We start from the raw sequence: 5,298 nt of genomic DNA on the forward strand, positions 1-5,298 counted from the left end.
TGGATCCTTCTTTTTCCGGGGGGTTTGTGTTGTGTCTGTATTTTTTTACGGAGAGTTTGATCCTGGCTCAGGATGAACGCTGGCGGCGTGCTTAACACATGCAAGTCGAACGATGATCTCCAGCTTGCTGGGGGGATTAGTGGCGAACGGGTGAGTAACACGTGAGTAACCTGCCCTTGACTCTGGGATAAGCCTGGGAAACTGGGTCTAATACTGGATACGACTCTTCACCGCATGGTGGGGGGTGGAAAGCTTTTGTGGTTTTGGATGGACTCGCGGCCTATCAGCTTGTTGGTGGGGTAATGGCCTACCAAGGCGACGACGGGTAGCCGGCCTGAGAGGGTGGACGGCCACACTGGGACTGAGACACGGCCCAGACTCCTACGGGAGGCAGCAGTGGGGAATATTGCACAATGGGCGCAAGCCTGATGCAGCGACGCCGCGTGAGGGATGAAGGCCTTCGGGTTGTAAACCTCTTTCAGTAGGGAAGAAGCGAAAGTGACGGTACCTGCAGAAGAAGCGCCGGCTAACTACGTGCCAGCAGCCGCGGTAATACGTAGGGCGCAAGCGTTATCCGGAATTATTGGGCGTAAAGAGCTCGTAGGCGGTTTGTCGCGTCTGCCGTGAAAGTCCGGGGCTTAACTCCGGATCTGCGGTGGGTACGGGCAGACTTGAGTGATGTAGGGGAGACTGGAATTCCTGGTGTAGCGGTGAAATGCGCAGATATCAGGAGGAACACCGATGGCGAAGGCAGGTCTCTGGGCATTAACTGACGCTGAGGAGCGAAAGCATGGGGAGCGAACAGGATTAGATACCCTGGTAGTCCATGCCGTAAACGTTGGGCACTAGGTGTGGGGGACATTCCACGTTTTCCGCGCCGTAGCTAACGCATTAAGTGCCCCGCCTGGGGAGTACGGCCGCAAGGCTAAAACTCAAAGGAATTGACGGGGGCCCGCACAAGCGGCGGAGCATGCGGATTAATTCGATGCAACGCGAAGAACCTTACCAAGGCTTGACATGAACCGGAACGGCGCAGAGATGTGTCGGCCACTTGTGGCCGGTTTACAGGTGGTGCATGGTTGTCGTCAGCTCGTGTCGTGAGATGTTGGGTTAAGTCCCGCAACGAGCGCAACCCTCGTTCCATGTTGCCAGCGGGTTATGCCGGGGACTCATGGGAGACTGCCGGGGTCAACTCGGAGGAAGGTGGGGACGACGTCAAATCATCATGCCCCTTATGTCTTGGGCTTCACGCATGCTACAATGGCCGGTACAAAGGGTTGCGATGCTGTGAGGTGGAGCTAATCCCAAAAAGCCGGTCTCAGTTCGGATTGAGGTCTGCAACTCGACCTCATGAAGTCGGAGTCGCTAGTAATCGCAGATCAGCAACGCTGCGGTGAATACGTTCCCGGGCCTTGTACACACCGCCCGTCAAGTCACGAAAGTTGGTAACACCCGAAGCCGGTGGCCTAACCCCTTGTGGGAGGGAGCCGTCGAAGGTGGGACCGGCGATTGGGACTAAGTCGTAACAAGGTAGCCGTACCGGAAGGTGCGGCTGGATCACCTCCTTTCTAAGGAGCGCCTACAATTTTCTGGTTGTCCTGTATGGGGTGGCTGGGGGTTGTCAGGAGTATGCCCATTGCGCAGGCGTTTGTTCTGCGGTGGGTGCTCATGGGTGGAATATCAATGAATAGGTGCCGGGTTGGTGCCGGCTGGTTTGAGTACGGGTTGCATGCGTTGCTGCCGGGTTTGTCCTGGTGGTGGGTGTGTGGTTTGGGAAAGGGCTGGTTGGTGGTGGTTCGGTAGCGTTTGGCACACTGTTGGGTCCTGAGGCAACAGGGGCTTGGCTTTTTCGGGGTGGTCTGCACGGTTTGTGTGGGTTGTTCCGGGGGGTCTGGTTTTTGGGGTTTCTGGTGTTCCTGGGCATGGCTGCCTGTTTTCCTTTTGTGGGGTGCAGGTGGTGTGTTACTGGGGTTGTTGTTTGAGAACTGCATAGTGGACGCGAGCATCTTAAAATTTTGTGTTCGCATATAACCGTCATCGTCCCTTTGGGGTTGGTGGTGTGTTGTGTGTGTGATCGTCAAGTTTTTAAGGGCACACGGTGGATGCCTTGGCATCAGGAGCCGAAGAAGGACGTGGGAATCTGCGATAAGCCTGGGGGAGTTGATAACCGAACTTTGATCCCAGGATGTCCGAATGGGGAAACCCCGCCCAGCGCGCGAGTGACTGGGTGACCCGTACCTGAACACATAGGGTGCGTGGGGGGAACGTGGGGAAGTGAAACATCTCAGTACCCACAGGAAGAGAAAACAATAGTGATTCCGTTAGTAGTGGCGAGCGAACGCGGATGAGGCTAAACCAGTGGTGTGTGATAGCCGGCGGGCGTTGCATCACTGGGGTTGCGGGACTTTCCGTATCAGCTCTGCCGGGCTGGTGAAGTGAGTGCAGGCGTATAGGTGAACGGGTTTGAAGGCCCGACCGGAGTGGGTGAGAGTCCCGTAGCTGTAATGCGTGCTGCCGCTTGGAGAGTATCCCAAGTAGTACGGGGCCCGAGAAATCCCGTGCGAATCTGCCAGGACCACCTGGTAAGCCTAAATACTCCCTGATGACCGATAGCGGACCAGTACCGTGAGGGAAAGGTGAAAAGTACCCCGGGAGGGGAGTGAAATAGTACCTGAAACCGTGTGCCTACAATCCGTCAGAGCAGGCTTTGTTCCTGTGATGGCGTGCCTTTTGAAGAATGAGCCTGCGAGTTAGTGTTACGTCGCGAGGTTAACCCGTGTGGGGAAGCCGTAGCGAAAGCGAGTCTGAATAGGGCGAGTGAGTGGCGTGATCTAGACCCGAAGCGAAGTGATCTACCCATGGCCAGGTTGAAGCGACGGTAAGACGTCGTGGAGGACCGAACCCACTTCAGTTGAAAATGGAGGGGATGAGCTGTGGGTAGGGGTGAAAGGCCAATCAAACTTCGTGATAGCTGGTTCTCCCCGAAATGCATTTAGGTGCAGCGTTGCGTGTTTCTTGCCGGAGGTAGAGCTACTGGATGGCCGATGGGCCCTACAAGGTTACTGACGTCAGCCAAACTCCGAATGCCGGTAAGTGAGAGCGCAGCAGTGAGACTGTGGGGGATAAGCTTCATAGTCGAGAGGGAAACAGCCCAGACCACCAACTAAGGCCCCTAAGCGTGTGCTAAGTGGGAAAGGATGTGGAGTTGCTCAGACAACCAGGAGGTTGGCTTAGAAGCAGCCATCCTTGAAAGAGTGCGTAATAGCTCACTGGTCAAGTGATTCCGCGCCGACAATGTAGCGGGGCTCAAGTACACCGCCGAAGTTGTGGATTTCAGATTTTTGCTAAGCCGCCCCTTGTGGGTTGGTTCAGGCGTCTGGAGTGGTAGGGGAGCGTCGTGTGGGCAGTGAAGTCGCGGTGTAAACCAGCGGTGGAGCCTACACGAGTGAGAATGCAGGCATGAGTAGCGAAAGACGGGTGAGAAACCCGTCCGCCGAATGATCAAGGGTTCCAGGGTCAAGCTAATCTGCCCTGGGTAAGTCGGGACCTAAGGCGAGGCCGACAGGCGTAGTCGATGGACAACGGGTTGATATTCCCGTACCGGTGAAGAACCGCCCATACTGAACAAGGGATACTAACCACCCAATCCGCCTTCGAGTGGTCTTCGGACCCAGTGTTGGTGGGGCGCGTGGGACCTGATCTTGGGAGGTAAGCGTATTAACAGGTGTGACGCAGGAAGGTAGTCGGGCCGGGCGATGGTTGTCCCGGTCTAAGGATGTAGGAGGGACCATAGGCAAATCCGTGGTCCTGGTTTTGATACCGTCTCTGAGACCCGATGGGCCCCACTTTTGGTGGGGATCCGATGATCCTATGCTGCCGAGAAAAGCATCGGCGTGAGGTTCCAACTGCCCGTACCCCAAACCGACACAGGTGATCAGGTAGAGAATACTAAGGCGATCGAGAGAATTATGGTTAAGGAACTCGGCAAAATGCCCCCGTAACTTCGGGAGAAGGGGGGCCCCAACCGTGAACCACACTTGCTGTGGGGAGGCGGATCGGGGCCGCAGAGACCAGGGGGAAGCGACTGTTTACTAAAAACACAGGTCCGTGCGAAGTCGCAAGACGATGTATACGGACTGACTCCTGCCCGGTGCTGGAAGGTTAAGAGGACCGGTTAGCTCACTTGTGGGCGAAGCTGGGAATTCAAGCCCCAGTAAACGGCGGTGGTAACTATAACCATCCTAAGGTAGCGAAATTCCTTGTCGGGTAAGTTCCGACCTGCACGAATGGAGTAACGACTTCCCCGCTGTCTCAACCATAAACTCGGCGAAATTGCACTACGAGTAAAGATGCTCGTTACGCGCAGCAGGACGGAAAGACCCCGAGACCTTCACTATAGTTTGGTATTGGTGTTCGGTGTGGCTTGTGTAGGATAGGTGGGAGACTGTGAAGCTTGGACGCCAGTTCAGGTGGAGTCATCGTTGAAATACCACTCTGGTCACTCTGGATATCTAACTTCGGCCCGTAATCCGGGTCAGGGACAGTGCCTGATGGGTAGTTTAACTGGGGCGGTTGCCTCCCAAAAAGTAACGGAGGCGCCCAAAGGTTCCCTCAGCCTGGTTGGCAATCAGGTGTCGAGTGTAAGTGCACAAGGGAGCTTGACTGTGAGAGAGACATCTCAAGCAGGGACGAAAGTCGGGACTAGTGATCCGGCGGCACATTGTGGAATGGCCGTCGCTCAACGGATAAAAGGTACCTCGGGGATAACAGGCTGATCTTGCCCAAGAGTCCATATCGACGGCATGGTTTGGCACCTCGATGTCGGCTCGTCGCATCCTGGGGCTGGAGTAGGTCCCAAGGGTTGGGCTGTTCGCCCATTAAAGCGGTACGCGAGCTGGGTTTAGAACGTCGTGAGACAGTTCGGTCCCTATCCGCTGCGCGCGTAGGAAATTTGAGAAGGGCTGTCCTTAGTACGAGAGGACCGGGACGGACGAACCTCTGGTGTGTCAGTTGTACTGCCAAGTGCACCGCTGATTAGCTACGTTCGGATGGGATAACCGCTGAAAGCATCTAAGCGGGAAGCCTGCTTCAAGATGAGATTTCCATACACCATTTGGTGTGAGAGGCCCCCAGCCAGACCACTGGGTTGATAGGCCGGATGTGGAAGCGAGGACTAACGACTCGTGAAGCTGACCGGTACTAATACGCCGATAACTTGACACCACAAAACACATGAAATGCTACGCGTCCACTATGCGGTTCCCAACCAACAACCCCGCACCCCTTGTTCACCTTTGC

At 55.6% G+C, this 5,298-nt stretch carries 2 rRNA genes; both read left to right on the forward strand.

Annotation, left to right across the window (positions count from 1 at the left end):
• Positions 1-44: 44 nt before the first annotated feature.
• Positions 45-1,568 (forward strand): 16S ribosomal RNA (locus AC4D2M_RS17130).
• Positions 1,569-2,075: 507 nt separating this feature from the next.
• Positions 2,076-5,223, forward strand: a 23S ribosomal RNA gene (locus AC4D2M_RS17135).
• Together the 16S and 23S rRNA genes form the textbook arrangement of a ribosomal RNA operon.
• Positions 5,224-5,298 lie beyond the last annotated feature (75 nt).

The organism is Arthrobacter sp. TJ-270 (assembly GCF_058269075.1).